The sequence below is a fragment of the Ketogulonicigenium robustum genome, from assembly GCF_002117445.1.
Classification (GTDB): Bacteria; Pseudomonadota; Alphaproteobacteria; order Rhodobacterales; family Rhodobacteraceae; genus Ketogulonicigenium; species Ketogulonicigenium robustum.
In genome coordinates, this window is sequence record NZ_CP019937.1 from 1,484,350 (window position 1) to 1,503,573 (window position 19,224).

General features: G+C 63.6%; 14 protein-coding genes. 4 read left to right on the plus strand and 10 right to left on the minus strand.

The window, feature by feature from the left end:
* Positions 1–15 precede the first annotated feature (15 nt).
* Positions 16–1,248: a peptidase T gene (gene pepT, locus BVG79_RS07440; protein WP_085786333.1), complete on the plus strand. Its 1,233-nt coding sequence runs from the start codon at positions 16–18 to the stop codon at positions 1,246–1,248.
* Here pepT and prpB read toward each other — a convergent pair.
* The 9 genes from prpB to BVG79_RS07485 all read right to left on the minus strand — a co-directional run bounded on the left by prpB (position 1,245) and on the right by BVG79_RS07485 (position 11,265).
* Entirely contained in the window at positions 1,245–2,147 is a 903-nt protein-coding gene (gene prpB, locus BVG79_RS07445; RefSeq protein WP_085786334.1) for a methylisocitrate lyase, read from the minus strand. The genes pepT and prpB overlap by 4 nt on opposite strands.
* Before the next feature lie 22 nt (positions 2,148–2,169).
* Positions 2,170–2,805, minus strand: coding sequence for a GntR family transcriptional regulator (locus tag BVG79_RS07450; RefSeq protein WP_157115652.1), 636 nt, complete (start codon positions 2,803–2,805; stop codon positions 2,170–2,172).
* Between the two features lie 41 nt (positions 2,806–2,846).
* On the minus strand, positions 2,847–4,367 hold the full coding sequence (locus BVG79_RS07455) for an MmgE/PrpD family protein (RefSeq protein ID WP_085786335.1): 1,521 nt from the start codon (positions 4,365–4,367) through the stop codon (positions 2,847–2,849).
* A 22-nt stretch (positions 4,368–4,389) separates the two neighbouring features.
* A complete protein-coding gene (locus BVG79_RS07460; RefSeq protein WP_085786336.1) occupies positions 4,390–5,874 on the minus strand; it encodes a tripartite tricarboxylate transporter permease in 1,485 nt (494 codons plus the stop codon).
* 1 nt (position 5,875) lies between these two features.
* Positions 5,876–6,361, minus strand: coding sequence for a tripartite tricarboxylate transporter TctB family protein (locus tag BVG79_RS07465; protein WP_085786337.1), 486 nt, complete (start codon positions 6,359–6,361; stop codon positions 5,876–5,878).
* Between the two features lie 68 nt (positions 6,362–6,429).
* Entirely contained in the window at positions 6,430–7,401 is a 972-nt protein-coding gene (locus BVG79_RS07470) for a Bug family tripartite tricarboxylate transporter substrate binding protein (protein ID WP_236951332.1), read from the minus strand.
* Between the two features lie 193 nt (positions 7,402–7,594).
* Entirely contained in the window at positions 7,595–9,067 is a 1,473-nt protein-coding gene (locus BVG79_RS07475; protein WP_085786338.1) for an inorganic phosphate transporter, read from the minus strand.
* 109 nt (positions 9,068–9,176) lie between these two features.
* On the minus strand, positions 9,177–9,647 hold the full coding sequence (locus tag BVG79_RS07480) for an NUDIX hydrolase (RefSeq protein ID WP_085786339.1): 471 nt from the start codon (positions 9,645–9,647) through the stop codon (positions 9,177–9,179).
* Between the two features lie 142 nt (positions 9,648–9,789).
* Positions 9,790–11,265 carry an MDR family MFS transporter gene (locus tag BVG79_RS07485; RefSeq protein WP_085786340.1) on the minus strand — a complete coding sequence of 492 codons (1,476 nt, stop codon included), beginning with the start codon at positions 11,263–11,265 and terminating at the stop codon, positions 9,790–9,792.
* Between the two features lie 483 nt (positions 11,266–11,748).
* Between BVG79_RS07485 and BVG79_RS07490 the strand changes: the two genes are divergently transcribed.
* Positions 11,749–15,711 (plus strand): non-ribosomal peptide synthetase, encoded by a 3,963-nt coding sequence (locus BVG79_RS07490; RefSeq protein WP_085786341.1) that lies wholly within the window; start codon positions 11,749–11,751, stop codon positions 15,709–15,711.
* On the opposite strand, the gene BVG79_RS07495 is transcribed toward BVG79_RS07490, so the two are convergent.
* On the minus strand, positions 15,680–16,930 hold the full coding sequence (locus BVG79_RS07495) for a glycosyltransferase (RefSeq protein ID WP_085786342.1): 1,251 nt from the start codon (positions 16,928–16,930) through the stop codon (positions 15,680–15,682). The genes BVG79_RS07490 and BVG79_RS07495 overlap by 32 nt on opposite strands.
* A gap of 145 nt (positions 16,931–17,075) precedes the next feature.
* On the opposite strand from BVG79_RS07495, the gene BVG79_RS07500 reads away from it, so the two are divergent.
* Positions 17,076–18,242 carry a nucleotide sugar dehydrogenase gene (locus BVG79_RS07500; protein ID WP_085786343.1) on the plus strand — a complete coding sequence of 389 codons (1,167 nt, stop codon included), beginning with the start codon at positions 17,076–17,078 and terminating at the stop codon, positions 18,240–18,242.
* Positions 18,243–18,367: 125 nt separating this feature from the next.
* Entirely contained in the window at positions 18,368–19,222 is an 855-nt protein-coding gene (locus tag BVG79_RS07505) for an ABC transporter permease (protein WP_085786344.1), read from the plus strand.
* Positions 19,223–19,224 lie beyond the last annotated feature (2 nt).

Consider the following 19,224-nt stretch of genomic DNA (forward strand, 5'->3'; position numbering starts at 1 on the left):
TTGAAAGGATTCCGTATGTCTTTCGCCCGTGAAGTCGAAGACCGCTTGGTACGCTACGCCGCCATCGACAGCCAAAGTGATGCCGACAGCACCAGCCAGCCCAGCACGGCAATCCAGTTGGATATGATGACGCTGCTGCGCGATGAACTGCTGCAGATGGGGGCGCAAGACGTGCAGCTGACCGATTACGGCGTAGTTCTGGCAACGGTGCCCGCCACCGTCGACGGCCCCACCATCGGCCTGCTGGCCCACGTAGATACCGCCCCGCAGTTCAACGCAACGGGTGTGAAGCCGCGCGTTGTGCGCGGCTATAACGGGGGCGACATCACCTACCCCGACAACCCCGACCTGATCCTGTCTCCGGCCGAATACCCGTATCTGGCGCGAAAAGTGGGTGAGGACATCATCACCGCATCCGGCACGACCCTGCTCGGGGCCGACGACAAGGCCGGTGTCAGCATCATCATGACCGCCGCGCACCACCTGCTGACCACGCCCGGGCTGAAGCACGGCAAGATCCGCTTGGCATTCACCCCTGACGAGGAAATCGGCAAAGGCGTGGACGCGCGGCTGCCCGCAGATCTGGCGGCCGATTTCGCCTATACTTTCGACGGCGGCGCGGTGGGCGAAATTGAGTACGAGAGCTTCTCGGCCGACGGGGTGCAGATCGTGGTCAAGGGCGTCTCGATCCATCCGGGTCAGGCCAAGGACAAGATGGTTAACGCCGTGCATCTGGCCGCCAAAATTGTGCAAACCCTGCCCCAAGCAACAATGACCCCTGAAGTGACCGAAGACCGCGAGGGGTTCATCCACGTCACCGAGATGACCGGCGGCTCGTCCGAAATGCGCATTACGCTGATCCTGCGCGACTTTGAACTGGACGGGTTAGAGGCCAAGGGCGCGCTGGTGCGCAAGATCTGTGATGCCGTCGCCGCAGGCGAGCCGCGCGCCAGCATCACCTGCACCATCCGCCCGCAGTACCGCAACATGCGCTACTGGCTGGAAAAGGACATGACGCCTGTCGAACTGGCGCGCACCGCAGCCCGCGCCGTCGGGATCGAGCCTGTATCAGTGCCGATCCGTGGCGGCACAGATGGCTCGCGCCTGACGGAGATGGGCGTGCCCACCCCCAACCTGTTCACCGGCATGCAGAACATCCACGGCCCGCTGGAATGGGTATCAGTGCAAGACATGGACCGCGCCACCCAATTCTGCCTGGCCTTGCTGGAAGGCGCGACCGCCCGCTAAGGCGCAACGCTGAGCGCGATCGAGGTGTCGAGCGCCTCGAAAGCGTTCAGGCCGATCAGGTCGTAAAGCTCGGCGCGGGTCTGCATGTCGGGGATCATTGCGGCGGGCGTCCCATCGCGCGCGATGGTTTGGTACAGCCGCGCCTGCGCCTTGTTCGCAACGCGCAGGCTGGACACCGGCCAGATCACCATATCATAGCCCAGATCCTGAAACTCCTGCGCGGTCAGCGCGGGGGTGCGGCCGAATTCGGTCATATTGGCTAGCAGCCTCACCCCCGGCAACGCCGCCCGTACCTGACGGAACATCTCGACCGAGGTCAGCGCCTCGGGGAAGATGGCATCGGCCCCCGCCGCAACATACAGCTTGGCGCGCGCGATCGTCCCCTCGATCCCCTCGCTGGCGGCGGCATCGGTGCGGGCGATAATAACCAGATCGCGGCGGGCCCGCGCGGCGGCGGCGACCTTGGCGGCCATATCATGCGCGCCGGCCAGCTTTTTATCATTCAAGTGGCCGCATTTCTTGGGCAAAAGCTGGTCTTCCAGATGCACAGCACCCGCGCCGGCTTCCTCGAATACGCGAACCATATGCATGACGTTCAGCGCCTCGCCATAGCCGGTGTCGCCGTCGACCAGCAGCGGCAAGCCGGTGGCGCGGGCGATCTGGCGGATGAAAAACGCCACCTCGTCCACCGTGATGATCCCAAGGTCGGGCAGCCCCATGCTGGCCGTCATGGCCGCACCCGACAGATAAAGCGCGTCAAAACCCGCCGCCTTGGCTTGCAGGGCGGCCTGCCCGTTATGTGCGCCCGGCAGGCGCAAGATTTCGGGACGATCCAGCAAGGCGCGAAAGCGCTGCCCTGCGGGTGTGTGTGGCAGATCCGTGGCAACCAGATAGGTCATATCCTCCCCCTCCCAAGGGATATCAGGTGACGAAGGCCGCCTCGATATGGCGGCGCATCAGCAGTTCGGCCACATCGCCATCGCGTTCGATGATGGCATTCGCGATGCGGCGGTGTTCGACATACGATCGCCGGATACGGCCAGCCTCGTCGCGGCGGGCGCGGCGGACCAACTGGAACAACGGCCAAAAGCGGTCGTTGATCAGGTCGATCAGATGGGTGTTGCGCGACATGGTGGCCACGCGGTGGTGAAAGTCGGTATTCGCGCGCGACTGCCAGTAATCCAGTGGCCCGTCGCGTTCCAAAACATCGCGGTGCGCGTCCAGCATAGTGGCGAGGGTTTTCAGCTCGTCCTCGGTTGCATTCTGGGCGGCTTGGCGGGCGGCCAACCCCTCTAGCGCGCCGCGCACGGCCATCAGGTTGGCGCGCATCGCCTCGTCCGGCACGATGACGCGCACCCCTTGCCGCAAACGGTGCGTGACAAGGCCCCGCTCCTCCAGCCGCCGGATCGCCTCGCGCACGGGCGCGCGGCTGATCTGGTCGGCAGCTGCGATCTTCGGCTCGGACAGCTTGGCGCCGGGGGCCAGATCACCTGAAAGGATTTGCCCCAGCAGGCGGTCGTACACGCGGTCAACAAGGCTGTCGTCTTGGTCTGTCATCAGGTCGGCCCCTATGGGCAGCCCCCTGGGGGGCCGCGGCATCACAGCCCGTGGTCGAATATCCCTGCGCCAGTGACACTGGCAGGGGTGACGCGACCGGCGGGCAAGGCGGGAATTAGCAGGTCGATCTCGGGCGGGGCAAGCGTGGCAAGGGCATGGGCCGCAGCGGTGAAACGTTCCAGCGCCTCGCTGCCCAATTCCGCGCCAGCCAGCGTTTGCAGCTTGCCGACATAGGCGTCCCACCCCCAAGGGGCCTTGCCGTTGGGGTGCGCATCGGCCACGCCGCGCGCTCCTTCGATCACCGTGCCATCGCGTAGGGTTATGATGATCTTGCCGCCGAACTGGCGCTTGTCGGGGTCTTGTTCGTGGTAGCGGGCGGTCCAATCGGGGTGCTCGACCGTGGTGATCTTGTGCCACAGACCGCGCTTGTCCGCCGCGCGGGCGCGCTCGCGCGTGTAGCTGTCGACATGGTGCCACGCGCCATCTTCCAGTGCGACGGCAAGGATATACATGATCGAATGGTCCAGCGTCTCGCGGCTTGCCTCGGGATCGGACTTTTGCGGGTCTGCCGCGCCCGTGCCGATCACGTGATGCGTATGGTGCGAGGTTTCCAAGACGATGCTTTTCACCTGATCCCAATCGGGGATCTGGTGGCCCATCTCGATCGCCAGATCGATCAGTGCCTGCGCCTGATATTCAGCCGAATGCGCCTTGGTATAGGTTTCCAAAATGGCGCGGGGGCTTTCGCCAGCTTCGGGCAAGGTAACGTGATAGACGTCGTCCTTGCCGCCCAGCATCCAGGCGATGACGGAATCCTCGCCCTCGTAGATAGGCGATGGCGACCCCTCGCCCCGCATGGCGCGGTCGATGCATTCAACTGCAAGCTTGCCGGTGAAGCCGGGAACATAGGCCTTCCAGCTGGAAATTTCGCCCTTGCGGCTTTGGCGGGTCGAAAACGACAGGTGCACCGCCTGCCCCACCGCTTGATAGATCACCTCGGGCGGCAGGCCCAGCATCGCGCCGATGCCGGCGGTCGTCGCGGGGGCCAGATGCCCCGCGTGGTCTTTCTTGTATTTATGCAGCGAGATCGCCTTCACCAGCGCGACGTGGACTTCGTAGTGCACCGCGATCCCACGGGCCAGATCGGCCCCCGACACGCCCATCTGCTGCGCCACCGCGATCAGGGGCGAGATTGCGTCGCCGGGGTGCGAGTATTCGGCGGCCAGAAAGGTATCGTGATAGTCCAACTCGCGCACGGCAGTAGAATTCGCCCACGCGGCCCATTCCGCGTCGAACCGCTGGGTGGCAGGCAGGCCATACAGCGTCGCACCGCCCTTTCGTGGGTGCCCTAGCGCCATCGCGCGGGCCGATGCAACCGGCCCGCGATTGATCGCCGCCAAAGCCACCGCCGCATTGTCGACGATGCGGCACGCGATCATCTCTAGCACGTCGGCATCCAACGGGCCGGGGTTCGCGGCGAAGCTGGCGATATGCCACGCCAACTGGTCTTCCCGCGGCAGACGGGCGCTGGAAGGGTGGACCCGCACATCGTAAGTCTTCATTTTCTCTCTCTTTTTCGGGTTATCACGCGGCGGCGCGCAAGCGGCGCAGCAGCATCGGCACAAGGAACGTGCCCGCAGCAATCAATAGCAAAACGACGGATGTCGGCGTTTCCAGCAGCACCCAAGGGCTGCCTTGGCGCGACGCAAGGGCGACCCGCAGCTGGTTTTCGGCCATCTGCCCCAAGATCAGCCCGATCAGCACAGGCGCGATGGGGAAATCGTATACCCGCATGACATAGCCCATCAGCCCGATGGCAACCATCAGCATCAGATCGACGACCGAGCCTGACACGCCCCAAATCCCGATTAGCGCAAAGATCAGGATGCCCGCGTAAAGCTGCGGTTTCGGGATGGACAGCAGCTTCACCCAGATGCCCACCAGCGGCAGGTTCAACACCAGCAACATGGCGTTGCCGATGTACAGCGACGCGATCAGCCCCCAGACCAGTTCGGGGTTGGAATTGAACAGGTTGGGGCCCGGTTGCAGGCCGTAGTTCTGGAACGCCGCCAGCAAGATGGCAGCGGTGGCCGATGTCGGCAGGCCCAGCGTCAGCAGCGGCACCAGAATGCCTGCGGCAGCGGCGTTGTTCGCAGCCTCGGGGCCGGCGACGCCCTCGATCGCGCCGTGGCCGAATTCTTCGGGCTTTTTGGCCAGCTTACGTTCCAACGTATAGCTCAGCATTGTGGGGATTTCCGACCCGCCCGCTGGCAATGTGCCAATAGGAAAGCCGATCACCGTGCCGCGCAACCAAGGCTTCCAGCTGCGGCAAAAATCCTCGCGCGTGAACCAGCGTCCGCCGACTTTCAGCGGCTTTTCCTGACTACGGTCATAGCGCGAGGCGACGAACAGAATCTCGCCCACCGCAAACAGGGCAACCAGAACGACCGTCAGCTCCACGCCGTCCAGCAGATCGGCGACGCCGAACGTCAGGCGCGGCTGGCCGGTCATCTGGTCGATGCCGACGGTGCCCAGCGCCAGCCCGATGAACAGCGATATGAACCCCCGCACCCGCGAGGCCCCCATCACCACCGCAACCGAACAAAACGACAGCACAGTCAGCGCGAAATAGTCGGCGGGGCGCAGAATAAAGGCCAGTTCGGCCACGCTGGGGGCAACAAAAGTCAGCGCGATGGTGGCAATCGTCCCCGCGACGAACGATCCGATGGCGGCTGTGGCCAGCGCCGGTGCGCCGCGCCCGTCGCGGGCCATCTTGTTCCCCTCCAGCGCGGTCATCATGGAACCGGCCTCGCCCGGGGTGTTGATCAAGATCGAGGTGGTCGAGCCGCCGTACATCGCCCCGTACAAAACGCCCGCAAACATGATGAACGCCGCTGTCGGCGCGATCGAGATGGTGACCGGCAGCAAAAGCGCGATCGTCAACGCAGGACCAATGCCTGGCAACACGCCAATCGCGGTGCCCAACACCGACCCGACCAGCGCCCAAAGTAGGTTCATCGGCTGCAACGCGACGCCAAACCCGTAAATCAGCTGTTGAAAGCTATCCATGTCAGCCCCCAATGAAGGGCAGGAAGTCGCCCAGTTGCAGCCCCAAGGCGTTGAAAAGCAGCCATGATAAACTGCCCAGTACCAGCCCAACGCCCAGATCCAGCCACAGCGTCCGCGACCCGAACGCGCGCGCGACAAGCGTGAAGCTGATCATCGCCGTCAGCGGCAAACCCAGCGCCTGGATGGTCACAATGGGCACCGCCGCGGCGATCAGGGCGAGAGCAAGCGCCTTGTGGTTCACGGGTCGGTCGGTGTCGGCGCTCTCGGTCGCCTGCGCCTCAAACGTGGCACCGCGCAGGATCTGGATCGCCAAAATCCCGCCCAGCAGAACCAGCCCCACGCCCACGATCATGGCGAAGGCCCCCGGCCCTATGCCCGCGTATCGGCTAGCGCCCGGCAAGAAACTGGCGCCCCATATACAGACACCGCCCATGCCGATCACGATAGCCGCAAGCCAATACGGGCGTGCTGCGTGAAAAGAAGTCATCGGATTTCCCTTTCGGGTCTATCGGGTGAAAAGGTGGCAGGGGCACAGGCCCCTGTCTGTACGGCCTGCTATTCGATCAGACCTGCCCCTTTCAGGATGTCGCCGATGCGCTCGTTCTCGGCGGCGATGAAGTCGCCGAATGCGGGGCCGGACAGATAGAACCCGTCCCAGCCTTGCGTTTGCAGCACCTGCGCCCACGCGTCGCTGTCGTTCAGCGCATCAAAGCGCGCGACCCATTCGGCGGCGTTGTCGGCGGGCATGTCTGGCGCGCCCAAGATGCCGCGCCAGTTCGCGATTTCCACATCAAAGCCCGCTTCTTTGAAGGTCGCGACATCGGGCAGGCTGGCATGGCGTTCGGCCGATGTGATGCCAAGGATACGGATGCGGTCTTGTTCCTCGAACGGGACGAATTCCGAAATGCCCGAGATCCCGGCCACAAGCGTGCCGTTCACAATACCCGTCACGGTTTCGGCCCCCGATGTTTGGGGGATGTAGTTCAGGTCGGCCACCGGAATATCGGCGGCTTGCGCCAACAATGCCAGCGCGATGTGGTCAACCCCGCCCGCCGAGCCGCCGCCTACCGGCACGGCACCGGTGTTTTCCTTCAGCGCGGTGACCAGCTGCTCCAGTGTCTGGATCTCGGACCGCGAGTCGACGGCGATCACCAGATGTTCGGCCGTCAGCCGCGCGATCGGCGTATATGTCGACAGATCAATGGGCGAGCTGTTCAGCATGATCGACCCTACCGTGATGGCGCCGAACACGGCCAAGGCATCAGCCTTGCCCTTTTCACTGTTCTGAAACGCCGCCAGCCCGATAGTGCCCCCCGCACCGCCGGTATTCGTAAAGCTGACGCCATCGGTGTAGATACCGGCGGCATTCATGGCGCCAAAGGCCTGCCGCCCGGTGCCATCCCACCCCCCGCCCGGCCCTGCGGGGATCATGACCGACACATCTGCCGCAGCATTGGTGGCGTGCAGACCCGCGCCCAGCATCACAGACACCGCGCCAAGCACGGCAATCTTCTTGATATTCATCATTTTCTCCTCCCATCGTCGCGCTGCGCCGAACCCTCCACAGTTCTGTCGGCAGAATGACGTAATGACAGTGAAAATCATTCCACATGCGGCGGTCAATCAAAATTATGTCGACAGAATTAAGTTTGACCGCAAAAGAAAGGCCCCCAGTCGGAGGCCTTTCTTGCTACATATTGGAATATCGGGATTTTATCGCTTAGCCGACAAAAAGCCGCAGAGTTAGGAAAGAGAGCGCCGAGAGGAACGCAGTCGCGGGAACTGTGATCACCCAAGCCGCTATGATCGTCAGGAAGTGGGAACGGCGCACCAATTTGCGGCGACTACGTTCCTCGGTGGCGATGCTGGGGCTGGTGGGGCTGTTATCGTCGCCGCGACTCATGCGGCGAGCCTCGGTCCATTCGCGGAAGAACCCTACGCCGAAAATGCCGCCAATGGCGATATGGGTCGAACTGACCGGCAGCCCCAGCCACGACGCAGCAATAACGGTAACGGCTGCCGAAAGGGCGACACAATAGGCCCGCATCGCGTTGAGCTTCGTGATCTGGTCGCCCACCATGGCAATCAGCTTCGGCCCGAACAGCAGCAGCCCGACCGAAATCCCCAACGCACCAATGACCATCACCCACGTCGGGATTGTTATGGCGCTGCTGCTGTCCTGCCCCAGCGCGTGAACGATAGCGGCCAGCGGGCCAATAGCGTTCGACACATCATTCGCGCCATGCGCGAAGCTCATCAATGCGGCCGAGAGGACCAGCGGCAGTTGGAACAGCACCTTCAGCGACTTGTTCCGGTTCTCAAGCCCCTTGGCCTTGTAGCGCACATAAGGGCGCGACAGCAGATAGGCAATAACGCCCGCAGCCAGTCCGATCAGCAGCGCGCCGCCAAAGGTGACATGCACAATCTGCTTCAGCCCTTTGATCGTCAGATATGCACCAAACGCCCATGACATCACGCCGATCAGCACCGGCACCCAGACACGCGCGGCCGCAATCTTGTCGGCACGGTCGATGATCAAGCGATGCAGCGCAGCCAACACGGCCGCCGCCAGCACGCCGCCCAGCAGCGGCGAAATCACCCAGCTGAGGGCGATACGACCGATCCCGCCCCAATCGACCCCCCCGAAACCAGCCGCTGCGATGCCTGCGCCCAGCATCCCACCCACAATCGCATGTGTGGTCGAGACCGGCGCGCCGATCCACGTTGCAAGGTTGATCCAGATTGCCGACGACAACAGCGCCCCGATCATCGCGATGACGAAAATGTCGGTGCTGGCAAAGCTGGTCGGCGCGACAATGCCGTTGGCTATGGTGCCCACAACCTCGCCACCAGCGATCAGCGCGCCGGCGGTTTCGCATACGGCTGCAATCGCCAGCGCCCAGCCCATGGTCAGTGCCTGCGCACCGACCGCGGGGCCCATATTGTTTGCCACATCGTTGGCGCCGATGTTCAGGGCCAGATAGGCCGCAAAAACCGAAGCTAGCACAATCATGACGCCGCCGGGCAAACCGCCGACGATCAGCGTCGCCCAGACAGCGGCCAGTGCGATAAAAACCATGGCGACACCAATGCCGACCAACGGACGCGCCACATAGAACGCGGCATCCTCGACACGCGAGATACGGTTCAGATCGCGATCGAGGGCCTCCCACGTGCGCTGCGGGCCCTGCAAAGGGGCGGTCGGGGTTCGACCTTGGGGTGTGGCCCCACGGCCTGTGTCAGAACGATCGCTCACAGTGACCTCTTGCGTCGTATGGATCGGATGGGGTTTTGCCGCTGGCTCAGGCGTGCGCGACCACGCTGGCGCTGTCGCGCAGCAGGGCTTTTAGCTCGGGCTCGTCCACCAGCCGAGCGGCCTCGTCGGGGCTGACCCAGCGACGCTCGCGGCGGCCCGCCTCGGGGTAGGTTTCCAGCAAGGTGCGCACTTCGATGGCGTAGACGTCAACTTCGGTGCGCACAGGCACGTTGCCGCGCATACGCTTGACGTAATGGTATTGGCCGATGCGGGTCGGGCCTGCGCCAACGGGGCTGATGCCCGCCTCTTCCCAGGCTTCTTCCAGTGCGACGGCGGCGCTGTCACGGCCGTTTTTCGGCCAGCCCTTGGGCACAATCCAACGGTGCGTGGTCAGCGATGTGATCAAGAGCACTTCGAACGCCCCTGCATTCACACGCCAGCACAGGGCGGCAACCTGAAAGCGCGCCGGGCGGCGCAGCATGGGCGCGATGAAATTGACCCAGAGTGATTTGAACATGGCAGGCCTCATTCAGGCGACGACAGCTTACAGGGCCTGCAAAGCCAGCTTTTGCCGTGGAAGCCAAGGCCTTGCAGAAACAAAACCTGCCCTTACGGGCAGGCTTCGCTGAATTGTGACAGTTTTATGACAGCGCTATATGTCAGTGATTTTCGCCGGGGGATTTTCCCTGCACAAAAAACGCGCCGACAATCGCAAGGATCGACAATGCGCCGGCGAGGGTAAACGCCGTCTGAATACCCCCCAGAATCGCATCGGCGACATCCGCCCCGCCGGTCGCCAGCGCCGCGCTGCGCAAAGTCATGACCGAGATAAGAACCGCGATCCCCGCCGCGCCCGCAACCTGTTGCAGCGCGCTGACCAACGCTGAGCCGTGGCTGTAAAGCTGCTTGGGCAGCGCCCCAAGGCCCGAGGAAAACAGCGGCGTAAACAGCAAAGCCAACCCAACGCTTAAGGCAAGGTGCGCAACCAGCAGCAGCGCGATCGAGCTGCCCGAGGCCGACATAGTGAATAGGGCTACCGTCGTGAGCATCGAGCCGGGCAACACCAGAACGCGCGCGCCGCGGCGGTCATAGATCCTTCCGACGATGGGTGCCATCGCCGCCATTACGAGACCGCCCGGCAGCAGCATCAAGCCCGATTGCAAGGTCGTCAGACCTTGCACGTTCTGCATCAGGATCGGCAGCAAAATCACCGCGCCGAACAGGCCCAACATAGAAAACGCCAGTACGATCAGCGCCACAGCATAGGCCGGATGACGCAGGGTGCGCAGGTCTAGCAAGGCACGATTTTCACGCTGCAGTCGCAACTGGCGCAGAACGAACAGAACCAAAGCAATCGCCCCGATAGCGGGCGACAGCCACAGCGGCAATGCGCTGCCGCCGCCATGCGCAGCGCCCTCGCCAATCGAGGACAGGCCATAGACCAGCCCGCCAAAGCCGATAGCCGAGAGGACGACCGACAGCAGATCGAGCGGTGCCTTGCGCGTCTCACCGATGTTCCGCATCAGCTTATACCCAAGGGTCAGCGCCGCCAATCCGACAGGCAGAACCAGCCAGAACATCCAGCGCCAGCTCAGCACCTCTAGAATGACGCCCGAGATGGTCGGGCCTAGCGCGGGGGCGACCGAAATCACGATAGAAATGTTACCCATCGTCCGGCCGCGGCTTTCCGGGGGCACGACCGTCATCACGGTCGTCATCATCAGCGGCATCATGATGGCGGTGCCGACCGCCTGCACGATGCGGCCAACCAACAAAAAACCGAATGTCGGCGATGCGGCGCAAATCAGCGTGCCCAAGCAAAAGCTGGTCATGGCCACGATAAACACCGCACGCGTTGTCAAACGCTGCATGATGAAGCCCGTCGTCGGGATGACGACAGCCATCGTTAGCAGGAATGCCGATGTCAGCCACTGCGCCGCGCTGGCCGAGATATTCAGATCGGCCATCAGGCTGGGCAGCGCCACGCTCATGATCGTCTCGTTCAGGAAGACGACGAACGTGGCCACAAGCAACAGTGTGATAACAATGCGGTTGCGCGCTTTTTCTTCGGCGGATTGCGCTGACGCGGATGGCGCGGGGTCGTGTGACCCAGCGAGGGAATCAGGTGCTGACATCGGGATGCTCGGGATAAGGGTTTGGGCCGCGCAAAGACGGACAGGCTATTGATCAGCGCACGCAGCCAGAGTCAAGGCGTTCGTCGCCTTGGGCACGCAACCAAAGTGATTGCGGACGCACGGCCCAATTAACGGCGCACTATGGCAGTTTCATGTCGTCTGGGGCTCGCCGCGCGCTTTTTCTTGCGCCCTTCAGATGCACATAAGGCTGCCGTGAATGGCGCGCGCCTCATCTGCGGCATGCGCAAATGGTTAACATGCAAACAGCCACTCACCCTCATTGCTCTGCACAATTATGCGGCATTTTCCATGCAAGTTAACATGTTAGGCGCATCATACCTTGCCCACTCTGGTTTTATTTTCAATCTTAGGTTGCGTAATAGTAAACGTCACCGTTCTGTTAAACGCTGATGCCAGCGTCGACATAAGCGACCGAATTAACCAATCGATACACAACTTTTCCGCGAAACCGGAGGGCACCCCATGACCAGCACAGCACACGACCTGCCGCTTACAACAGCCCAGCGCGGCGTCTGGATGGGTGAATTGCTGCGGGCCGGTGGCGGCACATTCAACATTGCCGAAGCCATCGAAATCGCGGGCACGATCGACCCCGAAACGTTCCGCCGCGCGATTTTGCATGTGACGGATGAGGCCGAAACGACGCGCGTCGCTGTGCGCGTCGGCACCAATGGCCCCGTGCAAACCGTGCTACCGCACTTGCGTTGCCCTGTGCCTTTTGTCGACCTCAGCACACATCCCACCCCCGACATGGCGGCCAATAACTGGATGATGACACGCCTTGTCGCACCCGTTGATCTGGCAAAGGACCCGCTGTGGCAAAGCGCGCTGCTGAAGCTGGACGAAGCCCGCTTCGTCTGGTTCCACTGCGCCCACCACATCGTGCTGGACGGCGCCTCGGCCGGTATGATCGTGGCGCGCGTGGCTACCGTCTACTCGGCCCTTGCAAAAGGCGAAGACCCCGGCCCCGCGCCTTTTTTGCCCCTTGCAACGCTGATCGAATCCGAGGCCAGCTATAAAACCAGCACCCGCCGCGCGCTGGATTTGGACTATTGGCGCAATCAGTTGGATGCGCCGCCGCAGCCCGTCACCCTTTCGACTAGCGGACATCAGCCTGTCGATGACGTACAACTGGCGCGCCAAGGTTTCGTGGCCGCGAACCGCACATTCTCGCCGGCGCTGACCGCAAAAATGGCCGCCGAAGCCAAGGCCCTTGGCACCAGCATCCCGCAGTTCCTGACGGGTGTTCTGGCGACCTATATCTACCGGATGACAGATCAGGGCGATCTCTGCCTCGGGATGCCAATGACCGGGCGTATCGACAGAACCATGCGGCAAGTGCCCGGCATGGCCGCGAACGCCGTCGTCCTGCGCTTTGCGATGCAGCAAGACCTGCGCTTTAGCGACCTGTTGGCGCAGGTGCGTCGCACCATGCGCGGCGCGCTGAAGCACCAAGGCTTCCGGTACGAAGACCTGCGCCGCGCCTTGGGGTTCCACCAAGCGCAAGAACACCTCTCGCGCGTCGCCATCAATATCGAACCGTTCGACTATGACTTGTCATTCGGCGGGCACCCCGCCCGCAACCGCAATATCAGTAACGGCATCATGGAGGATCTGACGATCTTCGTTTTTGACCGGCAAGATGGCTGTGGGCTGGACTTCGGGTTGTACGCGAACCCCGCGCTTTACACCCAAGCCGCGCTAGAGGACCACCTGACCCGCATCTTCGCCATGGCCACCGCGCTGCTGGACGATCTGGACGCCCCCCTTTGCGCGCTGCCCCTGCTGACACCCGCCGAGACTGACGACCTGTCTGCCGACCACACCGCCACCTTGCGCAACTGGGGCAGCGCAACACCGGTCACCGCGCTAGAGGATGCAGCCCTCAGCGCCCCGGCGACCATCGCCGTAGCGGATACGACCGGCCCGCTGACCTATGCGGGCTTGGCCGATTCAGTCGGCCAGCTGTCAAGCATGCTGCACGGCGCGGGTGTGCGCCCGGGCGATATCGTCGCGCTGATGCTGCCGCGTGATCGCCGCCAGATCATCGCGATGCTGGCGGTTGCAGCGACGGGCGCGGCTTGGCTGTCGCTGGATACCGAAGGCCCTCGCGACCGCAACGCTGCAATCTTGGCCGACGCCCGCCCCGCCCTGATTTTGACCGAAGACACCCTGCCCCACGGCCTGCCCGCAGGCCTGCCCGTTCTGGGGCTGGATCGTTTCGGCACACCCGGCCCGCTTTGCACACTGCCGCCCAGCACCGCGCGCGTGCCCGCAGGCACCGCCTATCTGATTTACACATCCGGCACCACCGGCCAGCCCAAGGGTGTGGTGGCGCATTGGGCGGGGCTGGACAATTTGCTGCACAGCATGGCCGAACATCTGGCCTTCACACAGGACGAACGCTGGCTGGCGACCACGTCGATCACGTTCGACATCTCGATCCTCGAATTCCTGCTGCCCATTATGGCAGGCGCGCGGCTGGTCATTGCCCCCCGCGCCACCCTTGCCGACCCCGAGGCGCTGGCCCGCATGATCGCAGCCCACCACATCACGATGATGCAGGCCACGCCCACCTTCTGGCAGATGTTCATCGGCGCGGGCCAAGCCGCCAGCCTGGAGACAGTGCGGCTGCTCTGCGGCGGTGAGCCGTTGTCGCCCGCCCTGGCGCAGAAGCTGCACAGCGCAGCGCGGGCGCTGATTAACGTTTACGGGCCGACTGAAACGACAATCTGGTCCAGCATCCACCATGTGACCGCCGCCGATTGCACCAAGGCGGCCATTGCGGCGGGCGTGCCCCTGGCCAATACGCAGTTCTACATTCTGGATAGCGCGATGAACCCCGTGCCGAACGGCATGCCCGGGCAACTGGCCATCGGCGGCGTGGGTGTCAGCACCGGCTATATCGGACGCGATGACCTGACGGCCAAGGCCTTCGTGCGTGATCCCTTCCACCCCGACGCGCAGGCGCGCCTCTACCTGACGGGCGACCGCGCGACGCGCGATGCGGCTGGGCGGGTCACCATTCTGGGGCGCAGCGACGGGCAGATCAAAATCCGCGGCGTGCGCGCCGAGGTGGCCGAGATTGAAGGCTCGCTACTACAGGTGCCCGGTGTAGCGCAGGCCGCCGTGCGGCTGTGGCCCGCCGGCATCGGCGCATTTCTGGCCGCCTATCTGGTGCCGTCGCAGGGCAGCACGCTGCAGCCCGACCCTGCAGCCATTCGCACCGCCGTCGCAGGCCTACTACCCCAGCAATTGGTGCCGACGCGGTACATGATCCTCGACAGTCTGCCCGTGACGGCAGCGGGCAAGCTGAACCGCAACGCCCTGCCCGAACCCGAGGTTGTCGAAGCGCAGCAGCGCCAGAAACTGCCCGAAACCGATGCCGAAATCGCCCTGTTCGAAGCTTGGGCCGAGGTGCTGGGCCACCGCAATTTCAGCACACAGCACAGTTTCTTCGATTTGGGCGGCGACAGTCTGGCGGCGGTGCAGGTGTCGTTCATTCTGGCCGAACGTGGCTACCGCCTGCCCGTGCCCGCCCTATTCGGCCACCCGACCATCGCCGGCCTTGCCCCAACGCTGGAGGGCCGCAACGACGCGCTGGCGCTGCTGCAGGAAACCGCGCTGCCGCTGCGCACGGGCGGCAAAGGGCGCCCGATTTTCTGCATCCACCCTGTCCTCGGCCTTTCGGTCGGGTTCGCCAGCCTGCTGCCACATGTTCCAGCCGATCGCCCGATCCTCGGGCTTCAAAACGCGGGGCTGATGCAAAACGGCATGCCGCCGCTGGATATGGCTGGGCTTGTGCAGCATTACATCAAACGCATCCGCGCCGCCCAACCCGAGGGGCCCTACACGATAGTCGGCTGGTCGATGGGCGGGTTGATCGCCCACGCAATCACCGAAGCGCTGGAAAATGAAGGCGAGCAGATTGCGGCGCTGGTCATGCTGGATAGCTACCCCATCCCGCAGGGTAACCAAAGCGACGACTGGCTTATCGCGCAGGCTATGCCGTTGATGGGCATCGACTTTCCCGCAGGCGCCCCCGCATCGCTGGACGACATGGCCGATCTGTTGGTGCAGGGTTTGGTCGACGATGCCGACGACCTGCCGATTACAGCCGAGGACATCGGAACGCTAATCAACCTGCTGAAACCCGTCGCGGCGCGCAATTTGCAACTGATGCGTGGCTGGCAGCCGGGCCATGTGCGGGCGGACGTGTTGTTCTATCGCGCCGCCAACCGTGGGTCAGCCCTGTCCCTGGCTGAACCTGCGCTGTGGCTCCCCCATGTCGGCGGTGCTTTGCGAGTCAAGGATGTCGCCGCCACCCATATGGAGATGCTGCGCCCCGACATCGCGCAGATCGTTGCCGCGGGCGTTCTGGCGACCGAAGCCGTCACACAAACCCCCACGCTTGTAACTGGGTGACAGCTGCGTCAGCGCCATCCTCGGCGCGGACTTTTTGCCCCAGCGCTGCAGCAGCCTGCTGCAGTGGCGGCGATAGGGCCGCCCCCATCGCCTGCGCCAGCGCATCGGGCGACAGATCCGCTACGCGCAGCGCAGGGGTTGCCACGCCGATCTGGCACAATTGCCACGCCCAGAAGAACTGGTCGCCGACGAAAGGCACCGGAATGGTCGGCACACCCGCCCGCACTGCAGCCGCCGCCGTGCCCGCCCCGCAGTGGTGCACCGCTGCAGCCACACGCGCGAAAAGCCATTCGTGCGGAATGTTCCCCACGACATGTATCTGCGGATCGTCCTGCAAATACGACCCGAGGCCCGCCCACCCGCTGCCGACCACCGCGCGCACGCCCGCCAGCCGCGCGGCAGCCTTGATCGTCGCGGCCAGCCGCCCCGCCTCGCCAGTGTTCATGCTGCCAAAGCCAAGGTAGATGGGCAGCGGCCCTGCGGCCAAAAACGCCGCAAGCGCGGGCGGCGGGGTGAAATCATCGGCGGGCGGCAAGACAAAATACCCCGGCAGTGCAAACCGATCGCCCCATTCAGGTTGGCGCGGCACGACATGGGGGCTGACGCCCAGCAAAACCTTGCCGCCGGTCGCCTTGGGGTCGTGCCACGGCCCTTTCAGCCCGTAGCGCGGCAAGCCCAGCGCATCGCGCATTTCGTTCGCGATGCTGCGCGTCAGCAGCCACGAGGTTTGGCGCAGCAGCCGATGCAGCGCCACATTCATCCCGCCCCGCAGCCGCGTGGGCGGCAGCCAGACCGGCGGCAGCGCGCGGCTGGTCTCGAGGGGTTGCAACTGCGTCTGCACAAAGGGCAGGCCGCGCATTTCAGCCAGACTTGCGGCGACCAGCGAAATATTCCCCGACCCGATAAACAGGCGCACGCCATCTGCAGCGGCCAGCGCCTCGCGCGGCCAATGGCGGGCCATCTCGCGCGTCTCGCGGATCACGACTTTGGCGGCGGCGGCGCTTTTGCCACGCCCCAACGCGGCAGGGTTGCGCCGCAGCATACCGGCGAAATCGGCCGTCACGGGGGCGTAATCCAAACCGGCGGCGCGGATCTGCCCCTCAAACCCGGTGTCGGCAGCCAAGCGCACGGGCAAGCCGCGCCGCATCATCGCGCGCCCCAGTGCGATGTGGGGGCGCACATCACCCTCGGTCCCGACAGTCATAATCAATGTCGTCATATCCGCCCCGCAGCCGTTTCCAAATGGCTAGCATGCTGCGGGCAAGGCGCAAAATCCAAACGCAAGGTTTCATTGGTTTTTTTCGCCGGCAGCGGTATCGTCGCACCGCAGGCCGGATGCTGCGCATGAAATGGGAACTGGGCAGATGAAAATCGCCGTCTTCGGTCTGGGCTATGTGGGCCTTGCCAATGCTGTGCTGCTGGCGCAGCACAACACCGTCGTCGCGACCGATGTGGATGCGCAGCGGGTTGCGGCTGTCAACGCGGGCCAAAGCCCCGTGCGCGACGCCGATATTTCCGCCTTTCTGGCCGACAGAAAATTAGATCTGCGCGCGACCACCGATGCGGCTGAAGCTTGGCAAGATGCCGATTATATCGTCATCGCCACCCCGACCGACTACGACCCCGCCACAAATGCGTTCGACACCTCATCCGTTTCCGCCGTCGCGCGCGCTGCCCATAGCGCGAACCCACGCGCGAGCATCGTCATCCGCTCAACCATTCCCGTCGGCTATGTGACCGCGCTGCGGCAAGAGCTGGGCACGGATCAGGTTTTCTTCAGCCCCGAATTCCTGCGCGAGGGGCTGGCGCTGCACGACAACCTGCACCCCAGCCGCATCATCATCGGTGACGACAGCCTCGCCGCGCATCGCTTTGCGGCCCTGCTGCAAGGTGGCGCGGCTGTTGCAGACATCCCCACCCTTTTCACGCCGCCCGCCGAGGCCGAGGCGATCAAGTTGTTCGCCAACACCTACCTTGCGCTGCGCGTCGCGTTCTTCAACGAACTTGATAGCTATGCTTTGGCACGGGGGCTGGATAGCCGCGCGATCATCACGGGCGTCAGCCTCGACCCGCGTATCGGCGATCATTACAACAATCCGTCATTCGGCTACGGGGGCTACTGCCTACCCAAAGACACGCAGCAGTTGTTGGCGAATTACCACGACGTGCCGCAAAATCTGATCCAAGCGGTAGTCGATGCGAACGAGACGCGCAAAGCGTTTCTGGCCCGCGAGATTATTGCAACCGGCGCCAAAACCGTCGGTATCTATCGGTTGGTGATGAAGGCGGGGTCGGACAACTTTCGCCAAAGCTCGGTGCAGGGGATTATTTCCCATCTTTTGGCCCACGGCGTCACCGTGCTGATTTACGAGCCTGCCCTGCACGCAGACACCGTCGGCGGTGCCCAGCGCGTTGCGGACTTGGATGCGTTTTTGCAGCAATCCGACCTGATCGTTGCAAACCGCATGGCCCCCGCGTTGGGCGGCGTCCGCCACAAGGTTTTCACCCGCGATCTGTTCAGCGCCGACTAAGAACACCCGGCTAGCCCTACCGCACCCCGTTGCCAGTGCCGCCCAATTGCGCCATCACACCCCCAGCAGCAACGGCGCTGGAGACGCCCGCGCCGCCAAAAGCACGTTTTCCATAGGTGAATGACATGGGTAAGCTACCCACAGCCGCGCGTCGGGATGGGCGCGCCGGATTTGACGACGCCAGTATTGCCACCAAAGCCAAAGCCGCGCGGGCGCGCCGGCGCAGCGCGATCATCGCCTGGCAGGTTGCCATCGCAATCCTGATTGTCGCGGCGATGTATGCGCTGAACGCGACCCAAGGCAACCTGACGATGCCGCGCCCCGATGCTGTTCTGCGCCAGTTGGTCACGATGATAGGCGACGGGACGATTCCCAAAGCCCTCGGGCAATCGCTGACAGTTCTGGTCGCGGGCTTTGCGCTGTCGGCGCTGACGGGCATTGTCGGCGGGGTGATTTTGGGCGGCTTTCCATTTGTCGGCCGCGTGATGGACCCGTTCGTCAATGCGATCAACGCCACCCCGAATGCGGCGTTTATTCCATTGGTGATCGTGTGGTTCGGCCTTTATACCGAGGCGAAGATCGTGGTGGTCTGGAACGCCGCCTTCTTTCCCATCCTGATCAACACGGCGGCAGGCATCGCGAATGCGAACAAAGACCTGACCGAAATGGCGCAGGCCTTCGGCGCAAAGCGGCGCGATCTGTTCCTGTCGGTCATGGTGCCCGATGCCCTGCCCTCGATTCTGACAGGGCTGCGGATCGGCGTTGCCGTGTCCACGGTGGGCACGGTCATCGCCGAACTGACGATGGCGCAGTCGGGTTTAGGCGGGCTGCTGACGGCTGCGGGGAACAGGTTCCAAATGGACAGATATTTTGCGGTGGTCATCATTTTGATGATCCTCGGCACGCTGATCACCAGCGGCTTGCGACAGATTGAACGGCGCTTCGGCCGCTGGCGCATCGCACAGGCCGAGGGGCGCTGACC